This window comes from Enterobacter sp. 168J2 (genome assembly GCF_034107265.1).
Lineage (GTDB): Bacteria > Pseudomonadota > Gammaproteobacteria > Enterobacterales > Enterobacteriaceae > Enterobacter > Enterobacter nematophilus.
Genome location: NZ_JAWNEB010000005.1, coordinates 175,319 through 193,087, shown reverse-complemented (window position 1 = coordinate 193,087; position 17,769 = coordinate 175,319). Strand labels below are relative to the sequence as shown.

Sequence of the window (17,769 nt, the reverse complement as noted above, 5' to 3'; positions counted from 1 at the left end):
GGCACAAACTTACCCGAAGTGATCGTACCCTTTCCAGTCCAGCGTAACGGGCGCACCGTCTTTCACAAACTTCAGCCCCTCACTTTCCGGCATGATCTGACCGATACAGGTAAATTTCGCGCCGAGATGCGCTAACGCCACGTCGAGCGTTCCGCGGTTCAGCTCAGGCACGGTGAAGCACAGCTCGTAGTCTTCCCCCCCGGACAGCGCCCAGCGCAGCGCCTGCTCAGGTTCCACATGGCGAAGCAGTTGCTCTGACAGCGGGAACAGATCCAGGTCAACGCGCGCGCCCACCCCGCTGGCCTTCAGGATATGGCCGAGATCGGAAATCAGCCCGTCAGAGAGATCGATAGCCGAGCTGGCCCGCTCGCGCAGCGCCTGACCGTGCAGAATACGCGGCGTCGGGCGCAGGTGGCGCTTCACCAGATATGCCGCATCGTCAGCGTCCTTCACGGTTAAGCGATCCTGAAGGATCGCCAGCCCTGCCGCGCTGTCTCCCGGCGTACCGGTCACGTAGATCCAGTCGCCCGGCTTAGCGCCCGAGCGCTTCAGCGCGCGACCGAGCGGCACATAGCCGTGGATCGCCAGCGTCATCGACAGCGGCCCGGCAGTCGTATCGCCGCCAATCAGCTGCATATCGTAATAATTCAGCTGTTCAAACAGCGCGTCGCTAAAGGCTTCCAGCCAGGCTTCATCCACCTCTGGCAGGGTCAGGGCCAGCGTCAGCCAGGCAGGATCGGCCCCCATCGCGGCCAGATCGCTGACGTTGACCGCCAGCGCTTTATACGCCAGATCGGCAGGATCGATATCCGGTAAAAAATGACGTCCGCACACTAAGGTGTCGGTGCTGATTGCCAGCGTCTGCTTTTCAGGAATATTGAGAAGTGCACAGTCATCGCCAATGCCGGTTTCAACATCAAGACGAGAGGTTCTGACACGGTCGAAATAACGGGCAATCAGGGAGAATTCGCCGCATGCCATACGTTATGCCTCAGCAAATAAAAGAAAAAACCGGAGCCGCACTGCCCGTCAGGCAATGCAGAACTCCGGTTTGCGGATCACTTTTTGTGGGGGCGGATCGCAGGTGCTGCTTTATCAAGTACGCCGTTAACGAACTTGTGGCTGTCTTCAGCGCCGAAGGTTTTCGCCAGTTCGATCGCTTCGTTGATGGCCACTTTGTACGGCACATCATCACGTTTAGACAGCTCAAACAGCGCGATACGCAACACTGCTTTTTCCACCTGGCCCAGCTCTTCGAGCAGACGGGACAGGTATGGCTTCATCAGGCCATCGAGATACGCGCTATTAGTCGCCACTCCCGACAGCAGTTCACGGAAGTACAGAACGTCAACGTCTTTCACGTCCTGTTCTGACAGGAACTGGTATTCAACATCAGCGATGTCGTTCTGGGACAACTGCCAGGAGTAAAGTGCCTGAACGGCACATTCACGGGCGCGGCGACGAGCAGCAGGTTTCACGGAATTCCCCTTACAAAAAAATCAGGCCTTGATGGCTTTCAATACATTGATCATTTCAAGCGCGGTCAGTGCAGCTTCTGCACCTTTGTTACCGGCTTTGGTGCCAGCACGTTCGATGGCTTGTTCAATACTTTCGGTGGTCAGCACGCCGAACGCGACAGGAATTTCAGCATCCTGCGCAACGTGTGCCAGACCGTTGCTTGCACCGCCCGCAACGTATTCGAAGTGCGCAGTGCCGCCACGAATAACGGTACCCAGCGCAATCACCGCGTCGTATTTACCGGTTTTCGCCAGCGCGCCCGCCGCCAGTGGCAGTTCGTAAGCGCCTGGAACCCAAACAACGGTAATGTTGTCATCTTTAACCTGGCCGATACGTTTCAGGGCGTCAATCGCACCTTCCAGCAGGCTGTCGTTGATGAAGTTGTTGAAACGCGCAATGGTGATGGCGACGCGAGCGTCCGGGGTAGCTACAGCAGCTTCAATAATGTTCATACTCTTCCTTTACGGGTTCATTTGGCCCCGCAGGGGGGCGGATTTTATCATAATACTTTGCGCACTGCTTCCCTATTTCGGGAGCAATTACGCTGTCGTTAAATGGAGGCAGACATCCGGACCCACCGGACGAATCTCGCTGAATGTGAGTTGCGGTGCGTCGGCCAGTTTTTCAAGGCCGGGCAGCACAAACAGGCCGCGTGCGTCGTGACCTAACAGTTTAGGCGCAACGTAGACCAGCAGTTCATCCACCAGCCCCGCCTGAAGCAGCGCGCCGGCGAGCGTCGGACCGGCTTCGACCCAAATGCTGTTCACCTGCTGCTTGCCGAGCAGCAGCATCAGCACAACGAGATCCAGATGTCCGTTATGCTCCGGCACCATAACGCTGCGCACGCCTTCCGGCCACTCGCGCGTATCTTCTTTGGTGCGCGCAATCCAGGTTTCACCCGGCTGCTGGACGATGCGGTGCTCCGGCGTCACGCGGTTCTGGCTATCAATGATAATACGCAGCGGCTGGCGCAGGTTTTCCTGCGGATAAAGCGCCTGGGTATCGGCATTCAGTTCGTTCCAGCGCACGGTCATGGCCGGATCGTCAGCGAGAACCGTTTCACTGCTGGTGAGGATAGCATGGCTTTGCGCGCGCAGGCGTTGCACATCGCGCCTTGCCTGCGGCGAGGTGATCCACTGGCTTTCACCGTTTGCCATCGCCGTACGGCCGTCCAGCGAGGCGCCCAGCTTGAGCTGAATGTACGGAAAACCGGTGCGCATGCGCTTCAGGAAGCCTTTATTCAGGGCTTCCGCATCCTGCATCATCAGCCCATGGCTGACGTCGATCCCTTCCTGCTGCAGGCGGTACAGACCGCGCCCGGCCACCTGCGGATTCGGATCCTGCATCGCTGCCACCACGCGTGAAACGCCCGCCGCGATCAGCGCTTCGCAGCACGGCGGCGTCCGCCCGTGGTGGCTGCAGGGCTCAAGCGTCACATAGGCGGTGGCACCGCGCGCCTTCTCACCGGCCATGCGCAACGCATGGACCTCGGCATGCGGCTCGCCTGCGCGATAGTGAAACCCTTCCCCCACGATCTCGCCATCTTTCACGATAACGCACCCGACGTTCGGGTTGGGATGGGTGGTAAAACGACCGCGCTGCGCCAGCTTCATGGCTCGCGCCATGTAAATCTCATCCTGCATGAGCTTAATCCTGTAAGCGGGCGATCTCTTCGCCAAACTCTTTGATATCTTCGAAACTGCGGTAGACAGAGGCGAAACGGATATAGGCGACCTTGTCGAGCTTTTTTAATTGCTCCATCACCAGGTTGCCGATCATTTTGCTCGGCACTTCACGCTCACCCAGGCCACGCAGGTAAGATTTAATGTGGTTTAACGCCATTTCAACGTCATCCGCGCTGACGGGCCGTTTTTCGAGGGCCTTCAGCATTCCGCTGCGCAGTTTCTCTTCGTTAAACGGCTCGCGCACGTCGTTACTTTTTACCACGCGCGGCATTACCAGCTCTGCAACCTCAAAGGTCGTGAAACGCTCGTTGCACACCAGACACTGCCGACGACGGCGCACTGAAGACCCTTCGCCCACAAGGCGAGAGTCGATGACTTTGGTATCCACAGCGGAGCAGAATGGGCAATGCATACGGTATCCCTGTTATCTGGTTAACTGATTTTCATTTTACCCTGATCTGGCCTGACAACAAAGGAAGAGCTTTTTTGAGACAAAGGATCTATGTCTGGCGGTACGTTGCTGGCTACCATTATGGGGATCCGTTATTTCAAGGAAATAAACGCTATGACAAGACGTTACCTGAGAATTTTACTGGTGGGGAGCCTCTTCACCCTTAGTGCCTGTGCACAGCAAACCGAAGTCCGTCAGATGAAACAAAGCGTGAATACGCTTAACACGGCGATGGACAAACTGAACAAAGAAACGGTGAAGATAACCCAGCAAAACGCGCTGAACGCTAAATCCACCAGCGGGGTATATCTGCTGCCGGGGTCGAATACGCCTGCCCTGCTTAACAGCCAGATCGGCACGCTGAAAATGTCGCTGGTGAACGTGGCGGCGAACGCGGATGGTACGCGCGCAACATTGCGTATTCACGGCGAATCTAACGATCCGCTGCCCGCCTTCAGCGGCACCGTAGAGTGGGGCCAGATCCAGGGCACCACGGAGAGCTACCAGGAGGTGAACGTGAAGAATCAGCTTTTCACCGCTCCGGCCAGCGTGTTAGCGCCCAGCGATGTAGATATTCCGCTTCAGCTAAGCGGCCTATCCCCCGAGCAGTTAGGCTTTATCCGCATTCACGATATCCAACCCGCCGCGCAATAATCCCTTCCTTTTGAGCGGAGTGAAATGTCACTCCGCTAACATTTACATTTCGTATGGATTGGCAACAGAAATGATTGCCGCTACAATCCCCGCCGTTTAAAGTACGCAAACGTGAACGCAATCGATTACGCGTGTGAGAGATATGTGAAACAACACATATTTTTGTGAGCAGGGATTCCTATAATAGGCACCGCAGAAACACGAAATATTTAGAAACGCAATTCGCGCATTTTTCACTCCCGGAAGGGAATTTCAATCAGTGGCATGATTATGAAAAAAACATTACTCGCAGCCGGTGCAGTTCTGGCACTGTCCTCCTCTTTCACTGTTAACGCAGCGGAAAACGAGAAACCACAATACCTCTCCGACTGGTGGCACCAGAGCGTTAACGTGGTAGGCAGCTACCACACCCGTTTCGGACCACAGATCCGCAACGATACCTACCTGGAATACGAAGCGTTCGCCAAGAAAGACTGGTTTGATTTCTACGGCTATATGGATGCGCCTGTATTCTTCGGTGGTAACACCGATGCGAAAGGTATCTGGAACCACGGTTCCCCACTGTTCATGGAGATCGAACCGCGCTTCTCCATCGACAAGCTGACCGGTACCAGCCTGGCGTTTGGACCGTTTAAAGAGTGGTACTTCGCGAACAACTATATCTACGACATGGGCCGCAATAAGTCTGGTCGTCAGAGCACCTGGTATATGGGTCTGGGTACCGACATCGACACCGGCCTGCCAATGAGCCTGTCCCTGAACGTGTACGCGAAATACCAGTGGCAGAACTACGGCGCTGCGAATGAAAACGAGTGGGACGGCTACCGTTTCAAAGTGAAATACTTTGTGCCAATTACCCAGCTGTGGGGCGGTAATCTGAGCTACATCGGCTTCACCAACTTTGACTGGGGTTCAGACCTGGGCGACGACGATTTCCGTGACCTGAACGGCAAGAAAGCGCGTACCAACGATTCCATCGCCTCCAGCCACATCCTGGCGCTGAACTACGATCACTGGCACTACTCTGTAGTTGCGCGTTACTGGCACAACGGTGGCCAGTGGAACGACGACGCGAGCCTGAACTTCGGTAACGGCGACTTTAGCGTCCGTTCTACCGGCTGGGGTGGTTACCTGGTCGTAGGTTATAACTTCTAATCAGTGCGGGACCGTGCGGGCTGATGCCCTCACCCTCTCCCACAGGGAGAGGGAACAAACACTAAAAACGGCAATAGACATTGCCGTTTTGCTTTTACCACGCCACCCGGCTTTTTACTGCTTAACTTTCCGCAAAAAATCCGCCAAAGACCTGTCCGCACTCTCGCTGAACCGCCTCTCCGTCATCACTATATTGAGACACCGGTCGAGCCGGAAACAGCGATAATCATCGCGCCGTTCACACCACGCCGCCAGCAGCCAGCGCTCCCCCCAGAAGAACAGCCCCAGCGGCTGCACCTCACGCTTTGAGAGCTGTCCGGCTTCATCACGATAATGCAGCGCCAGCACGCGCTGGGCGGAAATCGCCTGATGGATCATGTCAAAATCGCTGCGGGAGTGGCTTTGCATGCAGAATTCCGGGGCGTAGATCCGCGTCTGCTCCGCCTTCCGGCGGCTCTCCTCGGGCAGGATAGCCAGCACCTTCTCCTGGGCCGACTCCAGCTCGCGCGACAGCGATTCCCCACCCCAGGTTTTGAGCAGGCGAATCGCGACCATCAGCGCCTCGGACTCCTTATTTGTCAGCATCAGCGGCGGCAGGTCAAAGCCCGACATGAGGCGATATCCGCTTCCCGCCTCGCCCTCCACCGGCACGCCGGAAAGCGAGAGGTCGCGGATATCGCGGTAGACCGTGCGCTCGGACACGCCAAGCCGCTCCGCCAGATGCGCTGCCGTTGTCAGACGCCTGCCCCGCAGGATCTGCACAATCTGAAACAAACGGTCAGCGCGTCGGGTCATAACGTCATTCGCTCTCAGGCAGGTTGATGAAGGCCGACGCGGTTACCCTCGCTGTCGGTAAACAGTGCGATAGTGCCGATACCGTGCGGCAGTTCCAGCGGGCCAAACACGCACTCGCCGCCCGCAGAGGCAATGCGATCGAGCGTGGCCGCCAGGTTGTCAGTATGCAGGTAAATAATAGCGCCCTGCAAAGACGGCGTAACGCCGTCAAATTTTGCCAGCGCCCCCCCGGTATACGGATCCTCATGCGGGAAAACCGCCAGTTCAGCCACGTCCATTTTCTCGCGACGCAGCGCGAGCTGCATCACCGGCTCATAAAATTTGATGGCGCGATCCATATCCGAGACCGGAATTTCAAACCAGTTAATTACGCTTTTCATACATCCTCCTGCCTGTTGTTTGGGTTCAGAAGGAGTCTACGGCAGGGCTCCTGACAGCATACTGTCAGGAGTGTTTGTCAGGAGCAGATAAAAAAAATCCCGGCCAAAAGACCGGGATTCCGATAACGCGCTAAACGTCGCCTTACGGCAGAATGGACGGCTGATCCGCCCCTTCTTTCTCGACCTTCTGCTGGAGCAGGTGCTCGCGCTTCATGCCAAGTTTCAGTGCCAGGGCAGACGCGACGTAGATTGACGACGCTGTACCGATGGAGACACCGATCAGCATGGTCAGCGAGAAGCCTTCCAGCACCGGGCCACCGAACAGGAACAGCATCAGGATCACCATTAAGGTGGTACCGGATGTGATCAAGGTACGGTGCAGCGTCTGGGTCAACGACACGTTAAAGATTTCGTACGGCGTGCCGCGACGGATCTTACGGAAGTTTTCACGGATACGGTCAGATACCACGATACTGTCGTTCAGTGAGTAACCGATTACGGACATCAGGGATGCCACGATGGTCAGGTCAATCTCAATGTGGAACAGAGACAGTATGCCCATGGTGATCACCACGTCGTGCGCCAGGGCGATAACCACACCGGCCGCCAGTCGCCACTCAAAGCGGAAACCAACGTAAACCAGGATGGAGATCAGCGCCACCAGCAGCGCCATGGCGCCGGTTTGCGCCAGGTCCGCACCCACGCTCGGGCCGACGAACTCAATACGCTTGACCGCCGCGCTCTGGCTGGTGGTCTCGTTAATGACCTGTACGACCTTGCTGCCCAGCTCCTGGCTGCCGTTGGCATCGTGCACCGGCGGCATACGCACCATGATGTCGCGGCTGCTGCCGAAGTTCTGCAGCAGCGGCTCTTCAAAGCCCGCTTTCTGCAGAGACAGGCGCATCTGGTCCATATCGACCGGTTTTTCCAGGGAGATCTCGATGACCGTACCACCGGTGAAATCCAGACCCCAGTTAAAGCCTTTCACGCCCATAACGATGATGGACAGAATCAGCAGTAAGCCTGAAATGCCGAAGGCCCAGTAGTCCCAGCGCATAAAGTCCCAGACTTTACGGCCGTGGTTCAATTGTTCAACAGTATATTCCTGTGCCACAACGCACTCCTCAGATAGACAGCTTTTTGACGCGCTTGCCGCCGTACAGCAGGTTCACGATGGCACGGGTGCCGACAATAGCGGTAAACATTGACGTTGCGACACCGATACCGGTGGTAATCGCAAAGCCTTTGATCGCGCCAGTACCCACTGCATACAGGATAAGAACCTTAATCAGTGTTGTTACGTTCGCATCGAAGATGGAGCTGAACGCGCCTTTATAGCCTTCGTCAATCGCCTGCTGAACAGAGCGACCGTTGCTCAACTCTTCTTTGATACGTTCGTTAATCAGTACGTTGGCGTCGACCGCCACCGCAAGGGTCAGAACGATACCCGCAATCCCCGGCATGGTCAGCGTCGCCCCCGGCAGCAGGGACATAATGCCGATGATCAGTACCAGGTTCGCGATCAGCGCGGAGGTCGCAATCAGACCAAACTTCTTATAGAAGAAGATCATGAAGAGGATAGAGACCGCCAGACCGGCCAGACACGCTTCCAGACCCTGCTGGATGTTTTGCATACCCAGAGTTGGACCAATGGTACGTTCTTCAACAATCTGAATTGGCGCAATCAGCGCACCAGCACGCAGCAGCAGCGAGAGCTGACGCGCTTCGTTCGGGTTGTTGATACCGGTAATACGGAAGCTGTTACCCAGACGAGACTGGATGTTGGCGATGTTAATCACCTCTTCCTCTTTCACCAGCACCGCACGGCCGTTTGCATCTTTCTTACCGCTGTCTTTGTACTCCACGAACAGGGTCGCCATCGGTTTGCCGATATTGTCCTTGGTGAAGTTAGACATGATGTTACCACCCGCGCTATCCAGCGAGATGTTAACCTGCGGCTGGTTGTACTCATCCTGGCTTGAAGTGGAGTCGGTGATGTGGTCACCGGTCAGGATCACGCGTTTGTACAGCACAACCGGCTGACCTTCGCGAGTCTGTTTCACTTCGGAGTCACCCGGAATACGGCCAGACGCCGCGGCGGACTGGTCAACGTTGGAGTTTACCAGACGGAATTCCAGCGTCGCGGTCGCACCGAGGATCTCTTTCGCCCGCGCGGTATCCTGGATACCCGGCAGTTCAACCACGATACGGTCAGCACCCTGACGCTGTACCAGCGGCTCAGCTACGCCCAGCTGGTTCACACGGTTACGCAGAATGTTGATGTTCTGCTGAACGGCATATTCACGCGCTTCTTTCAGACGCGCATCGGTCATCACCGCACGCAGCTGGTTGCTGCCCTGAGAGGTGATCACCAGGTCACGGTGACGTTGGGTCAGGTAATCTACAGCCTGATCGCGCGCCGCGCTGTCGCGGAACGTGATGCTCATGCCGTAGTTATCTTCTTTACGCACAGTAGTGTATGGGATGCCTTTGTCGCGCAGATCGCTGCGCAGGCTGTCGATATTCTGTTCCTGCAGCTTGCCGAGCGCGGTATCCATATCCACTTCCATCAGGAAGTGAACGCCGCCACGCAGGTCAAGACCCAGCTTCATTGGCTCTGCGTTCAGCGCAGCCAGCCAGCGAGGGGTTGCAGGAGCAAGGTTAAGCGCCACGACATATTTGTCACCCAGCACGCCCATCAGCGCTTCGCGAGCGCGGAGCTGCGTGTCGGTGGTGTCGAAGCGAGCAAGAATTGCACCCTCTTCCAGAGCCACAGACTTAGCGGTAATTTTTTCTTCTTGTAACGTTTTCTGGACCTGGATCAGCGTTTGCTCACTGGCGGCGACACCGCGCGCGCCAGTGATTTGAACAGCCGGATCCTCACCATACAGGTTGGGAAGCGCGTACAGCAGGCCGACGATAATCACGACGACCAGCATGATGTACTTCCACAAAGGATAACGGTTTAACACGGCAGTTCCCTTTGGGAAAAGTTGGGATTACAGCGCCTTCATGGTGCCTTTCGGCAGAACGGCAGCTACGAAGTCACGTTTGATAACCACTTCAGTGGTGTCGTTCAGGGCGATAGCAATGTAGCCGCTTTCAGCCACTTTGGTCACGCGACCGACCAGGCCACCGTTGGTCAGCACTTCATCGCCTTTCGCGATGGAGTCCATCAGCTTTTTGTGCTCTTTGGTACGCTTCTGCTGTGGGCGCAGGATCATGAAGTAGAAGATCAGACCGAACACAACCAGCATCAGGATCAGAGACATCGGGCTGCCCTGCGCCGGAGCACCTGTTGCCGCTACCGCATCAGAAATAAAAAAGCTCATTCAAATTCCCTCATTATTAATATTAATCAACGTTCAACGGTGGAACATCCCGCCCCTGACGTTGGTAAAAATCGGTCACGAAGCTCTCTAATTTACCCTCTTCGATAGCCTTGCGTAAACCAGACATTAAGCGCTGATAGTAGCGAAGATTATGAATCGTATTGAGACGCGCGCCCAAAATCTCGTTACAGCGATCGAGATGATGCAGATACGCGCGAGAATAATTGCGACAGGTATAGCAATCGCACTCGGAATCGAGCGGGCTGGTGTCACTCTTATGCTTCGCGTTACGGATTTTCACCACGCCATCGGTAACGAACAGATGGCCGTTACGCGCGTTGCGGGTTGGCATCACGCAGTCGAACATATCAATGCCGCGACGTACGCCTTCCACCAGATCTTCGGGTTTACCCACACCCATCAGGTATCGTGGTTTATCCGCCGGGATTTGCGGGCAGACGTGCTCCAGAATGCGGTGCATGTCTTCCTTCGGCTCACCCACAGCCAAACCGCCGACAGCGTAGCCATCAAAGCCTATCTCTACCAGACCTTTAACAGAGATATCGCGTAAATCTTCGTAAACGCTGCCCTGAATGATGCCAAACAGCGCATTTTTGTTCTGCAGGGAGTCAAAACGGTCGCGGCTGCGCTTCGCCCAGCGCAGAGACATCTCCATAGAGCGTTTCGCGTAGTCCCAGTCTGCCGGGTATGGCGTACATTCGTCGAAGATCATCACGATGTCAGAGCCGAGATCGTACTGAATCTCCATCGACTTTTCTGGATCGAGGAAAATCGGATCGCCGTTGATCGGGTTACGGAAGTGTACGCCCTGCTCGGTGATCTTGCGGATATCGCCCAGGCTGAAGACCTGGAAGCCGCCGGAGTCGGTCAGGATCGGGCCTTTCCACTGCATAAAATCGTGCAGATCGCCGTGGAGCTTCATGATCTCCTGACCCGGGCGCAGCCACAGGTGGAAGGTATTGCCGAGGATAATCTGTGCGCCAGTGGCTTCAACTTCTTCCGGCGTCATCCCTTTTACGGTGCCGTACGTGCCCACAGGCATAAACGCGGGGGTTTCCACCACGCCGCGATCAAACACCAGGCGACCGCGACGCGCGCGGCCATCGGTGGTATCGAGTTCAAATTTCATTTTTTCTCCGACGTCAGAAAAACAGTCCAACGTTGTAAAACGGTGCCGCGGACTTATTCCCCGACACGCTCATTCAAAGCCAGCGGATTGTACGTGATAAACATCGCGTCCCCGTAGCTAAAAAAGCGATATTTTTGTTCTACCGCAGACTTGTAGGCATTCATCGTATGCTGATAACCCGCAAACGCGGAAACCAGCATAATCAGCGTCGATTCAGGCAGATGGAAGTTGGTCACCAGCGCGTCAATCACTTTGTACTGATAGCCCGGGTAGATAAAGATCTGCGTATCGCCAAAGAACGGCTCGATAAGATCGTTCTTTGCAGCCTGCGCGGCGCTCTCCAGTGAGCGCACGGACGTCGTACCGACGGCCACGACGCGGCTACCGCGCGCTTTCGCCGCCAGCACCGCGTCCACCACATCCTGAGGCACTTCGGCATACTCGGAGTGCATGATGTGGTCTTCAATGCTGTCCACGCGCACCGGCTGGAAGGTGCCCGCGCCGACGTGCAGCGTCACAAACGCCATCTCCACGCCCTTCGCGCGCAGTTTTTCCAGCAGCGGTTCATCAAAGTGCAGGCCTGCGGTTGGCGCCGCGACCGCGCCAGGCTTTTGGCTGTAGACGGTCTGGTACAGCTCGCGGTCGGCCTCTTCGTCCGGGCGCTCAATGTACGGCGGCAGCGGCATGTGGCCGATGGCGTTCAGGATGTCGAGCACCGTGCGCTCGTCGTCGAACGCCACCTCAAACAGCGCGTCGTGGCGCGCGGTCATAGTCGCCTTGATGCTTTCGTCATCGCCCAGCAGCAGCTCCGCACCCGGCTTCGGTGCCTTAGAGGCGCGAATATGTGCCAGAATACGTTTATCATCGAGCATACGTTCAACCAGCACTTCAATCTTGCCGCCGCTGGCCTTACGGCCAAACAGGCGCGCCGGGATCACGCGGGTATTGTTAAAGACCAGCAGATCGCCAGGGTTGAGCTTGTCGAGCAAATCGGTGAAAGTACCGTGCGTCAGCTCGCCCGTTGGCCCATCCAGTGACAGTAAGCGACAGCTGCTGCGCTCAGGCATGGGATAGTGAGCAATCAGGGATTCAGGTAGTTCAAAGGAGAAATCGGCGACGCGCATGACGTATACTCGTGACTTAAAAACAGGCGGCATAGTCTAGTGCTCACACCCTTTTGCTGCAACAACTAGCCGCCACTGGACAAATAAAACGCATGAATTTTCTCGCTCACCTGCATCTCGCACACCTCGCTGACAGCTCCCTTTCCGGCAATTTGCTGGCCGATTTCGTGCGCGGCAACCCCGCTGAAGCGTATTCCCCCGAGGTTGTCGACGGGATTTTTATGCACCGCCGCATTGATGTCATTACCGATAACCTGCCGGAGGTGACGGAAGCAAAAGCGTGGTTTCGCCCTGAAACGCGCCGCGTTGCGCCGATCACGCTCGACGTGATGTGGGACCACTTCCTGTCTCGCCACTGGGAACAGCTCTCGCCGGAGATGCCGTTGCCGGCGTTTGTGCGCTACGCCCGCCAGCAGGTGTCAATAATTCTGCCCGACTCGCCGCCGCGCTTTGTGAATCTGAATAACTACCTGTGGTCGGAGCGCTGGCTGGAGCGCTATCGCGAGATGGACTTTATCCAGAATGTCTTAAATGGCATGGCGAGCCGCCGCCCGCGGCTGGACGCGCTGCGCGACTCCTGGTATGACCTGGATGAACATTACGATGCGCTGGAGAGCCAATTCTGGCAGTTTTATCCGCGCATGATGGTGCAGGCGAAAAACAAACAGCTGTAACAGAATTCACATTGATAGGTAAAAGCTGGCGGAACGATTGTCGCCACCTCTTTGTCTTATCCATGAACACTCTCTATACTGGCTCGCGTTGCGTTCCAAATAACCTTAGTATCTACAGGAGAATCATATGGTTCTGGTAACTCGTCCGGCTCCGGATTTTACAGCTGCAGCAGTTCTGGGCAACGGTGAAATCGTTGAAAACTTCAACTTCAAACAGCACACCAACGGTAAAGCGACCGTTCTGTTCTTCTGGCCAATGGACTTCACTTTCGTTTGCCCGTCTGAGCTGATCGCGTTCGACAAACGTTATGAAGAATTCCAGAAGCGTGGCGTGGAAGTGGTTGGCGTCTCCTTCGACTCTGAATTTGTACACAACGCATGGCGTAACACCCCTGTCGAAAACGGCGGCATCGGTGCGGTGAAATACGCAATGGTTGCGGACATCAAACGCGAAATCCAGCAGGCTTACGGTATCGAACATCCGGACGCTGGCGTTGCGCTGCGCGGTTCCTTCCTGATCGACGCAAACGGCATCGTTCGTCACCAGGTTGTGAACGATCTGCCGCTGGGTCGTAACATCGACGAAATGCTGCGCATGGTTGACGCGCTGCAGTTCCACGAAGAGCACGGCGAAGTGTGCCCGGCTCAGTGGGAAAAAGGTAAAGAAGGTATGGCTGCTTCCCCAGACGGCGTAGCTAAATACCTGTCCGAGAACGTATCCAGCCTGTAATCGGCACTGTTTACGAAAGAGGCCCGCTGATGCGTGCCTTTTTTTATGGCTTACGCTGCGTCTCTCGCCAGATGCGCCAGGCCATGCCCGCCAGCAGAATTACGCCCGCAATCAGCACGCCCCACACCAGCAGCGCGTTCATCCGGCTCTCCCGCTCGGACGCAGAGGTCGCGGTCAGACGCCCCTCGCCGCCTAACGCGACATCATCCAGAATGTCGGCCTGCGGCAGGTTCGCCATCTCATAGGTTTTGCGCAGATCGGCTGGGATCAGCATGTCAGGCTCCACGCTGGCAGGCTTTGCAGCGCCATTGCCCCAGGCAAGCACGTACGGCGCTTTCCCCTGCGCGTTGAACACCAGGTCATAGCGGTCGAGATGCCCGGTGACGCTCGGCAGGTATTCCGGCAGACGCGCATTCAGCGTCGCGATCTTCACCGCCTGCACCAGGCCCCCGTTAAGCGAAACCGGTGGAGACGTTTTCCCCTCCAGACGGTAAAGAACCTCTTTTTTCAGGGGGTGCCATGTGTCTTTATCCGAACTCCGCCACGCTATCTCCACGGGAAGGACGCCGTCGCCGTTCAGTGAGATGCTGACAGCGCTCAGCGGCTGCGGACGCGCCCATCGCCACTGCGCTTCGCTTGTCGATAGCTGCTCCCCTACCCCTTCAAGATCGATCGCGTCCGGCGCCGCCCGCGCAGGGGCGCTGATCGCGTTAACGCCGGTTAAGGTCACCCCCTGGCTCTGGGCATTCAGCACGACCAGGAGATAGCGATTCGTATCGGGAGACAAAACGATATCGGTATCGATCCTGTCGAGCTTAAGACGATCCTGTCCGCTCGCCACGTCCAGCAGCGGCATATCCTCACGCAGGCCATACCAGCGCTTAAGATCGTCGCTGTAATAGACCGACGCCGTTCCCTGCCACGGCGTCTGAGGGGTATTCCAGAGCAGCTGCAGCTGGGACAAAGCCACCTCACCCGTAGCCTGCTCCGGCAGGGTCAGCAGGTAATGCTGCCCGGCTGCGGCGGCTTTTTGCCCCTCCAGCACAATCTCGACGCCGTTTCCGGAACGGAGCAGGATCTTATCGCTCTCCCCATCCCCTCGCGCAGGCGCAAGCGGTGAGGCGTCCAGAGGAAAGAGGCGCAGTGCCGTGGATTGCGCTGTCGCCTGCGGGCGCGTCGCGGTGACCAGGCTGAAGGGAACCGGCTCGCCCGACTGATTAAAGACGCGAACGTCATGCAGATCCGGCGACGTGCTCTGGGCATAGACGGCGAGCGGCAACGTCACCCGATACCACTGGGAGGGAGCAGACGTATTCAGCGAGCGGCCAAAGGCATAGTCCCGGGGCGATTCCGTTTGTACCTCGTCGCAGAACGCCGGGCCTGCAAGCGCCAGCAGCGCGGTACATAATACCGCTTTCATCCATTTCATTTTTCATCTCCTGTTTTGGGCGGTAGCGGCGAGAAATACCCCACGATCAGCACCAGTATTGCCACGCCGATAAACGCCACCGCACGTGACAGACCGCCTCCGCCCGCGCTGTCCACCAGCATCAGTTTAACCATCACCACACCCAGCAGCGCGGCGCCGCCAAGCCACTCCTGACGGGAGGCCCGGCGGGTGGCGTGGACCATGATCACCAGCGCGCTCAGCATCCAGAACAGGGCAAACGCGGTCTGGATCAGCCGCGAATCCCACAGCGACGCCGTATTCCAGGCCACGTCGCCGTACCAGGCCAGGGCGCGCATCAGCGCGCCATTAAGCCACCAGAAGCCAAACGCCATAATCGCGACGGCAGGCCACGGACGGGCCTGCGCAAGCCATGCCGGATAGTAGCGATCCACCGCCCGGTAGAAGACCACCAGCCCCAGCAGCGCGAACGCCGCGCCTTCCTCAAGCGGGTTCACCAGCGGCAGCCAGGTCTGACGATAAACTACGCCGTCCTGGAAATTGGTCACCACCAGCAATACCAGCAGCGCCGCGATCGCGGGGATCGGTGCCACACACGCGTAGAGCGCAGGCCACTCCCGGAACGGCCACCCGCGACGGCGCACCGCCGCGGAGAGCGCCACGATCATCCCGCCGCCTGCGGCCATCGCCAGCCCGCTGCCCCAGGCCGCCATGCCCCACGGCAGCGACCGGGCAAACCAGTAAAGCTCCGCCGCCAGCGCCAGTAAAATCATCCAGAACAGCGACAGATGCAGCCCCCCGGAGACGCGCGGCGCTAAACGGGCGCCGTCGCGCCGCAGCAGCATCAGCGCAGCAGGAAGCGCAATACCCCAGGCCAGATTTGACCAGCCGGCGGCAAACATCTGCTGGTGCGAGAGCTGATAGCCCACCATCACCAGCATCAGCGGCCACAGCAGCCATTTGCTGGCATCCAGCTCCCGCCACGCCAGACGAGCGGCAGCCTGCCGCCAGCCCCAGACCGACGCCGCCGTCAGCGCCAGCACGCAAGCCAGAACTGGCAATTCCTGCTTCAACACCAGCCGCGACGCGCCAAATAGCGCCACGAGCCAGAACAGCAGCCCGCCTGCCAGCAGCGCCCAGCTAACCGGCAGAAAGATGTTCCGCCACAGCCAGGCCGCAGCCAGCCAGCAAAGGCTGAGGATGGCGAAGATAAGCAGCAGGCTCAGCGAGGTCACGCCGTTCATCTGCGCCCACAGCGCGCTGCCGAGCGCCAGCACCATCAGCGCCGTCCCGCTATAGCTCATGCGCCGCTGGTGCTGCTGCACGCCCAGCCAGAGAATGCCCAGCCCCTCCAGCGCCCAGGCCATCGCCGTCCAGCGCGCGGAGAGCGCCAGCGGAATCGCAAGCGTGGCAAACCCTCCGCCGATCGCCAGCGCCGCCATCACCAGCGGTCTCCCAATGGACGGATAGCGGCGCAGCGCAAGGAAAGCGAGGGCAAGATAAAATGCCCCATATCCCAGCGCGCTCAGGGCCGGGCCATATTCCCAGTGCCGGGTCATGCCGTACTGCATCCCGAAGCCTATCAGCGGCGGGGCAAACAGCAGCACGCCGTCAATAATCTGCTTCCCTTTCTCCTGCGCCCGCAGCGACAGCGCCACGCTCAGCACGCCGAATATCAGCGTATTGGCAATCAGGAACAGCTGGCAGATCCAATAGTCTTCAGGCTGGTAATCACTCAGCCCCCACAGGCCGCCCACGCCAAAGGTAAAGAGCAGCCCGAGCAGGTTAAGCTCGCGCCAGTGCTGCCAGATGCTGATGGCGAGAATGCCGATGGAAAGCAGGAGATAGAAGGAGAACAGCGCCACAAAGCTGCCGCCCCCGGTAGATAGCAGCAGCGGCGCAAGATACCCGCCGAGGCTCGCCAGCATGGCAAGGCTCAACGCCTTTTGCAGGACGGCCAGCCCGACGCTCGCGGCGCAAATCACCACCAGCAGCGCAAAGGCCAGCGTTATCGGCAGCATCTGCCAGAGCCGGAAGGCGCCGAAGACCGTCAGGTAGAGAATGCCCGTCGCCCCGCCCTGTAAGATAAGCGCGTAGATCGGCTGCTTGTGCCGCAGCCGCCACCCAACCGCCAGCAGCACGATGGCAAACAGCGCCGTCGCCACCAGGCGCAGCTCTAGCGGGAACAGGGAGTGTTCAACGGTATAGCGCAGCAGGAAAGAGAGGCCGAGGAAAAGCAGCAAGATGCCAAGCTTCGCGAGCGGATTGCCCTGCATAAACCAGCGCGCCAGCGACGTCACTATGCCGCCAAAGGCAGAAGGCTGTTTAGCCGCAGGCGCTGGGGCCGGAGCGGGTTTTGCCTCGGCTGTGGGAATGTCGGGACGCCAGGGATCGACAGGCGCGGGCGCGTCCTCAGCCACCGGCGCGGCCTCAACCGCCGGAGTGGCCGCTTGCATCTGTTCTGGCTCCGGCGCTATCTCAGCCGCACCGCGCTGCTCAAGCGCCTCAATGCGCTGGCGTAGCCGGGCGATCTCCTGCTGCGCCGCCGTGCTTCGATTAAACCCGATAACCGCAAGCACGGGCGCAACCAGCAGCGCAAAAACCAGGAATAAACAGCCAAGGATGTAAAGCTCGTCCATGTTTCCACCTTCACCGTAAACGATCCGTTAAGATTGACACAAATCGTTGCATTTGCGCCATCTTAAAAGGTGGA

At 57.8% G+C, this 17,769-nt stretch carries 18 protein-coding genes; 4 read left to right on the top strand and 14 right to left on the bottom strand.

Annotation, left to right across the window (positions count from 1 at the left end; all coding sequences use genetic code 11):
• Positions 1-9: 9 nt before the first annotated feature.
• The 5 genes from thiL to nrdR form a co-directional block, all read right to left on the bottom strand.
• On the bottom strand, positions 10-981 hold the full coding sequence (gene thiL, locus USG84_RS15090) for a thiamine-phosphate kinase (protein ID WP_061099051.1): 972 nt from the start codon (positions 979-981) through the stop codon (positions 10-12).
• A gap of 77 nt (positions 982-1,058) precedes the next feature.
• Positions 1,059-1,478, bottom strand: a complete 420-nt coding sequence (gene nusB, locus USG84_RS15085) for a transcription antitermination factor NusB (protein ID WP_006809908.1) — start codon at positions 1,476-1,478, stop codon at positions 1,059-1,061.
• A 21-nt stretch (positions 1,479-1,499) separates the two neighbouring features.
• Positions 1,500-1,970, bottom strand: a complete 471-nt coding sequence (ribE, locus tag USG84_RS15080; RefSeq protein ID WP_006176874.1) for a 6,7-dimethyl-8-ribityllumazine synthase — start codon at positions 1,968-1,970, stop codon at positions 1,500-1,502.
• 87 nt (positions 1,971-2,057) lie between these two features.
• Complete coding sequence (ribD, locus tag USG84_RS15075; RefSeq protein ID WP_320738356.1) at positions 2,058-3,161, bottom strand: bifunctional diaminohydroxyphosphoribosylaminopyrimidine deaminase/5-amino-6-(5-phosphoribosylamino)uracil reductase RibD; 1,104 nt, start codon at positions 3,159-3,161, stop codon at positions 2,058-2,060.
• 4 nt (positions 3,162-3,165) lie between these two features.
• The gene (nrdR, locus tag USG84_RS15070) at positions 3,166-3,615 is read right to left on the bottom strand and encodes a transcriptional regulator NrdR (protein ID WP_008503337.1); all 450 of its coding nucleotides are present in this window, start codon (positions 3,613-3,615) and stop codon (positions 3,166-3,168) included.
• 153 nt (positions 3,616-3,768) lie between these two features.
• Between nrdR and USG84_RS15065 the strand changes: the two genes are divergently transcribed.
• Both USG84_RS15065 and USG84_RS15060 read left to right on the top strand, forming a co-directional pair.
• Entirely contained in the window at positions 3,769-4,308 is a 540-nt protein-coding gene (locus tag USG84_RS15065) for a DUF3251 domain-containing protein (protein WP_320738355.1), read from the top strand.
• A gap of 270 nt (positions 4,309-4,578) precedes the next feature.
• Complete coding sequence (locus USG84_RS15060; RefSeq protein WP_028012146.1) at positions 4,579-5,463, top strand: nucleoside-specific channel-forming protein Tsx; 885 nt, start codon at positions 4,579-4,581, stop codon at positions 5,461-5,463.
• A 114-nt stretch (positions 5,464-5,577) separates the two neighbouring features.
• On the opposite strand, the gene USG84_RS15055 is transcribed toward USG84_RS15060, so the two are convergent.
• The 7 genes from USG84_RS15055 to queA all read right to left on the bottom strand — a co-directional run bounded on the left by USG84_RS15055 (position 5,578) and on the right by queA (position 12,244).
• Positions 5,578-6,258, bottom strand: coding sequence for a helix-turn-helix transcriptional regulator (locus USG84_RS15055; RefSeq protein WP_061099053.1), 681 nt, complete (start codon positions 6,256-6,258; stop codon positions 5,578-5,580).
• Between the two features lie 14 nt (positions 6,259-6,272).
• Positions 6,273-6,638: a VOC family protein gene (locus tag USG84_RS15050; protein ID WP_061099054.1), complete on the bottom strand. Its 366-nt coding sequence runs from the start codon at positions 6,636-6,638 to the stop codon at positions 6,273-6,275.
• A gap of 142 nt (positions 6,639-6,780) precedes the next feature.
• The gene (secF, locus tag USG84_RS15045) at positions 6,781-7,752 is read right to left on the bottom strand and encodes a protein translocase subunit SecF (RefSeq protein WP_028012143.1); all 972 of its coding nucleotides are present in this window, start codon (positions 7,750-7,752) and stop codon (positions 6,781-6,783) included.
• Positions 7,753-7,762: 10 nt separating this feature from the next.
• Positions 7,763-9,610: a protein translocase subunit SecD gene (secD, locus tag USG84_RS15040; protein ID WP_071888278.1), complete on the bottom strand. Its 1,848-nt coding sequence runs from the start codon at positions 9,608-9,610 to the stop codon at positions 7,763-7,765.
• 27 nt (positions 9,611-9,637) lie between these two features.
• Positions 9,638-9,970, bottom strand: coding sequence for a preprotein translocase subunit YajC (gene yajC / locus USG84_RS15035; protein ID WP_000007630.1), 333 nt, complete (start codon positions 9,968-9,970; stop codon positions 9,638-9,640).
• 22 nt (positions 9,971-9,992) lie between these two features.
• The gene (gene tgt, locus USG84_RS15030) at positions 9,993-11,120 is read right to left on the bottom strand and encodes a tRNA guanosine(34) transglycosylase Tgt (RefSeq protein ID WP_045259930.1); all 1,128 of its coding nucleotides are present in this window, start codon (positions 11,118-11,120) and stop codon (positions 9,993-9,995) included.
• A gap of 53 nt (positions 11,121-11,173) precedes the next feature.
• Positions 11,174-12,244 (bottom strand): tRNA preQ1(34) S-adenosylmethionine ribosyltransferase-isomerase QueA, encoded by a 1,071-nt coding sequence (queA, locus tag USG84_RS15025; protein ID WP_032646148.1) that lies wholly within the window; start codon positions 12,242-12,244, stop codon positions 11,174-11,176.
• Between the two features lie 92 nt (positions 12,245-12,336).
• On the opposite strand from queA, the gene acpH reads away from it, so the two are divergent.
• Positions 12,337-12,918 carry an ACP phosphodiesterase gene (gene acpH, locus USG84_RS15020; protein ID WP_061099057.1) on the top strand — a complete coding sequence of 194 codons (582 nt, stop codon included), beginning with the start codon at positions 12,337-12,339 and terminating at the stop codon, positions 12,916-12,918.
• 127 nt (positions 12,919-13,045) lie between these two features.
• A complete protein-coding gene (locus tag USG84_RS15015) occupies positions 13,046-13,648 on the top strand; it encodes a peroxiredoxin C (protein WP_003859113.1) in 603 nt (200 codons plus the stop codon).
• Between the two features lie 43 nt (positions 13,649-13,691).
• Here USG84_RS15015 and USG84_RS15010 read toward each other — a convergent pair whose 3' ends face one another.
• Both USG84_RS15010 and USG84_RS15005 read right to left on the bottom strand, forming a co-directional pair.
• Entirely contained in the window at positions 13,692-15,077 is a 1,386-nt protein-coding gene (locus USG84_RS15010) for a DUF3999 domain-containing protein (RefSeq protein WP_253540906.1), read from the bottom strand.
• The gene (locus USG84_RS15005) at positions 15,074-17,695 is read right to left on the bottom strand and encodes a DUF2339 domain-containing protein (RefSeq protein WP_253540904.1); all 2,622 of its coding nucleotides are present in this window, start codon (positions 17,693-17,695) and stop codon (positions 15,074-15,076) included. The genes USG84_RS15010 and USG84_RS15005 overlap by 4 nt, the downstream gene beginning before the upstream one ends.
• Between the last annotated feature and the right edge of the window lie 74 nt (positions 17,696-17,769).